Annotated in this window: 3 protein-coding genes; all 3 read right to left on the bottom strand. The window is 40.0% G+C overall.

Features of this window, described 5'->3' with window-relative positions; genetic code table 11:
- Positions 1-350: 350 nt before the first annotated feature.
- The 3 genes from PX481_RS02785 to PX481_RS02775 all read right to left on the bottom strand — a co-directional run bounded on the left by PX481_RS02785 (position 351) and on the right by PX481_RS02775 (position 3,968).
- Positions 351-2,573, bottom strand: coding sequence for a tetratricopeptide repeat protein (locus tag PX481_RS02785; RefSeq protein ID WP_288093567.1), 2,223 nt, complete (start codon positions 2,571-2,573; stop codon positions 351-353).
- A gap of 439 nt (positions 2,574-3,012) precedes the next feature.
- Positions 3,013-3,354, bottom strand: coding sequence for a DUF565 domain-containing protein (locus PX481_RS02780; RefSeq protein ID WP_002768596.1), 342 nt, complete (start codon positions 3,352-3,354; stop codon positions 3,013-3,015).
- A 2-nt stretch (positions 3,355-3,356) separates the two neighbouring features.
- Positions 3,357-3,968: a DUF3611 family protein gene (locus tag PX481_RS02775; protein WP_002800798.1), complete on the bottom strand. Its 612-nt coding sequence runs from the start codon at positions 3,966-3,968 to the stop codon at positions 3,357-3,359.
- Between the last annotated feature and the right edge of the window lie 219 nt (positions 3,969-4,187).

Genomic DNA, 4,187 nt, shown 5'->3' with positions numbered 1-4,187 from the left:
TTGGGTTTCCTTACGTCAACCCAACCTACTTTAGTTTCCTTGGGTTTATGGTTGGGTTTCGTGCCTCAACCCAACCTACAGTTTCGTAGGTTGGGTTGAGCGAATAAATATGTTAAAGAAAACCTCTCAATTCTCAGGAAAAGCGAAACCCAACACCCAACACCTAAATCTGTCTGAATCTTTTTGTTGGGTTTCCTTGGGTCTATGGTTGGGTTTCCTTACGTCAACCCAACCTTGTATGATGATTAGCGGCTAATTGATCGGCAATAAGAGACTCCCCCGCTCTTTGAAGGCTTGAAATAGCCAAGTCTTGAAGTCTTTGTCAAAAATTAGCTTATTTTTTCGATAAATTACTGCATTTTTAACATCCATTCTACCGCCCGTTCATAGAGTTCTAAATTACCGGTTTTTATCAAGGCATTAGCGGCTTTTTGCAAATAGTTAAGGCTCGCTACTCGACTACTAGGATTTTTATCATCGTAGGTGGCAAGTGCCAAATTATAATAAGCTTCGCCATAATTTGGCTGATAAGTAATTGCTAATTGATAATCGGTGATCGCTGCCTTCTTATCGCCCATTTTTTCCTTAACTAAACCTCGATTATAGTAAGCTTCAGCATAGTTAGACTGGAGAGAAATAGCCATATTTAAATCCTCCAAAGCACTGGCATTATCTCCCAAATCAAAGCGAATAACTCCCCGGTTATTATAGGCAATAGGATTATTGGAATTCAAGCTAACTGCCTTATCTAAATCCTCTAAAGCACCCTCCTTGTCCCCAGTTTGTCGTCGAATAATACCACGATTATTATAGGCGATCGGATTCTCCGATATTCTCGGTGTTACTTGTACATTATCGGGAATAGTAGCGGTATCAGTGCGTGCATTTCCCCGATTACTATACGCTGTCACATCGATAGGATTAATGCTCAAAGATTGCAGGTAATCTGTAATCGCTCCTTGGTCATCTCCCACGTCAGCGCTACTATTACCACGACTATAGAAAATTCTCGCATCACGGACTTTTTGTAGGAATACATTATAATCCTCGATCGCTCCCTGTTTATCCCCTTTTTCAAAACGCGCATTAGCCCGTTTATGATACCCTTCTGGATCGTTAGGATAGGCAACTATATAAGTAGTATAATCTCTTTCGGCCGCAGCAAAATTTTTCAGAGCAAAATAAGCATCTCCCCGGGCTTGAGCATGACAAGAGACATTATAATTAGGACGAAAATCGGTTTCTCTGGAGTTATAAAAATAATTTTTGTCGGCAGATTCTCGGATATTTTCGCTACAGACAGAGCGAGAAGTAAAACTAGGTATATTAATCCGATCATCTTGGGCTAAGGCAATATTATAATTATCTACTGCCTCCTGATAACGCCCCAATTTATACAGCACTAACCCCCGATGATAGTTAGCGGCTGCATCATGACGATTTCGTGCCACTGCCGCAGTAAAATCCTCTAAAGCTCCTGCGTATTCTTGATATTTATTGGCTCGCATTAACCCCCGATATACATAGGCTTTTGCGTCTTGGGGTTGCAGATAAATTGCTTGGTTATAATCTTGAATTGCCCCTTGATTATTGTTGAGTCTTAGGTGAGCATAACCCCGTTTAAGAAATGCTCTAGAATGGGGAATTTTATCGTAGTTGGGATTAATACGGATGACAAGTGCTAGATCTTTGATGGCTCCATTATAATACTCGATCGCTGTTTGATATCCTGACAGGGAATTAGAAGATAAATTGGCTAATTCGACTTCCTCGTCAGCGATTTCAAGTTGTACTCTGGCACGGTTTTGATAACTGCTAGGAGCATTCTTGGCTAAAAATAGTTTGGGTGAGCATTTTAAAACGATTTTATAATCCTTAAAAGCCTCTCGTTTTCTCCCTATCTTTTCTAAAGCTATGGCCCGATTATAATAGAGTTCAATTAGATCGGGTTGGTATAAAATAGCCAGATCATAATCTTTGATAGCCTCTGCATAATTTCCCCACTGAGAGTATAGCTGTCCTCGATGATAATAGCCGCGATAATTTTCAGTTTCATAACCGATAAAACGCTGGTAATAATCTAAAGCCAAGGATTGATGATTGAGCAAAGATGCAATAATTGCTAGGTTAAAGCAAACTTCGCTTTTATTGGGATTATATTTAAAGGCTTGCTGAAAATCTGAGCGGGCAGCTTCTAATAATTTTGGCTGACGCTGCTCCTTTGCCATGGCTAACTTTAACACACCTCTTTGATAATAGGCTTGAGCTAGTAACTGTCTATCTTTGAAGGCGGGAGCATTATAATTACTGTACCAAATGTATTGACTGAAATCATCGATCGCACCGTTTTGATCGTTGATTTTTTCTCGCGCCATTCCCCGTTGAAGATAAAGTTTAATCGTACCCAGATCGCTAGGATAGACTCGCAGAGTGGCTGAATAATTAGCAATTTCTCTTTGGAGAGCATTTGTATCAACTTCTTCCTTAGAAATGACAGGACATTGTAGGTTTTCTACTGCTTTAACTGAGCTAACTTCTAAACCCAATAATTCCCAAAACAACAGGGGAGACAATAAAAGTATTTTTCTAAAAAGCTTGACATTTAAACTATTTTGTGCGGGGGGGTAATGGCTTGCTCTGTCAGGGTTTTAGTGATTAAGGATTGTTGTGGCATGATGATTAAAAAAATTTGGCCTAAATATAATTTGGTAATTTAATTATAACTGAACTTCCCCTGTATGAATATACTAGCCATGGCTAAAAGTCTTACAGAGCCTATGCTAAAGCTGGGTAATTTTAATGTACTAATGAGAATGAACGTCTGAAATCCTTATTTTCCTGAGAAGCGCCATGGAGTAAGGGTATCGTTGGGCAGCTTAACTAATACATTAGTTCTGTCTAGGCTGGCTACGATTGCTCGCTGCCGGTCGGCACTTAAGGGCAAGGTTTCCACTTTCCCCGACTGGCTCCTGAATCCTCACCCCACCAAGAAACATTTTCAGCCAACCCTATTTAAGAGCCAATTTTAAAGGCTTCTAGAAATAAACTATAGGTGATACCAATTTTGAGTAAATTGAAAGATTCTCGCAGAATCGGTGCGGGTTTAGCCTGAGAACTTTTTCGGTAAACAATCCGGCTAATCGCCTCCGTAAACAGCAGCAATAAACCAGCAGCCGTGACATCCCATTGAGCAGTTTGACCAGCAGTGGTGACAATTGCTTGCCCAGAAAAAACTCCAAATAAAACACAAATTATCTGTAGGGAAATCCGTCGCCAAGGATTACCAAAAAAGCGATTAAATCGACTGCTGGTGACATTAGCCAGCGTACTTAAACGGGTGCGTTGCATGGCCATATTTATTTAGAAGTAATACGATTAAGAAGCCACAAAGAAGTAACGATACCAGTAAAGTGAGCGAGAATTGTATTAGTATTAGCCTGCACAATTAACAGGTCAACAGAATTAACAAACTGACTGGGGTTAGAGGCAACATTAAAAGTACCTTGGGGAACATTGAGGGATTTAATTAAGACAATTCCCGCCAAGGCTTGCGCTCCCAAAATAGTTAAAAACATCCCGATAATATTAGCGATTAAACCCTGACGGATTAACTGAATAGTATCGGATTTTTTCGGGCGACTATCTTGATCACCTCTCAACATTTGACGGGCAATTTTCATGTAACGAGAAGAAAAGAAAATGGCAACCACCAAGAAACCAGCCCCACCAATGGCACATAAAACACCGATTTCAATGCCAGAAGTGCGTTGTCTCGTCCCTAATAAACTAGCGGTAGCAATGAGTAATAAAACCCCCGAAATTACGCCCAGGACAATCTGCGTCCAAAAACCGATTCTTCCCTGACGTAAAAGGATATTAGCAGCTCGTTGGACGGCCGGAGGCAAGGAATAAAGATCAGAATCTCTAGGGGTGGATATATTGGTAATTTCTGATTGTTTGTCTCTCATCGGGGTTAAGCTAGGGTTGGGTAAATCTGGTCTTGATCTATTTTCGTCTTTTTTTTTGCCCATGGCTAGAGATTTAATCAAGCTCTGGCATAATTAATTTTTCATGGTTCAAAAAAGGCAAAAATAATGATTAAATTGCCTAAAATCTGTAAATAGACCATTTAATTGATTATTATTCATTCTTAATTCTCCTGACTACTGACTACTGGCTCCTAACCC

The sequence above is a fragment of the Microcystis sp. M53603_WE2 genome, from assembly GCF_030065435.1.
Note: the sequence above shows the minus strand (reverse complement) of the source record. Positions and strands in the feature narration are given on the sequence as shown.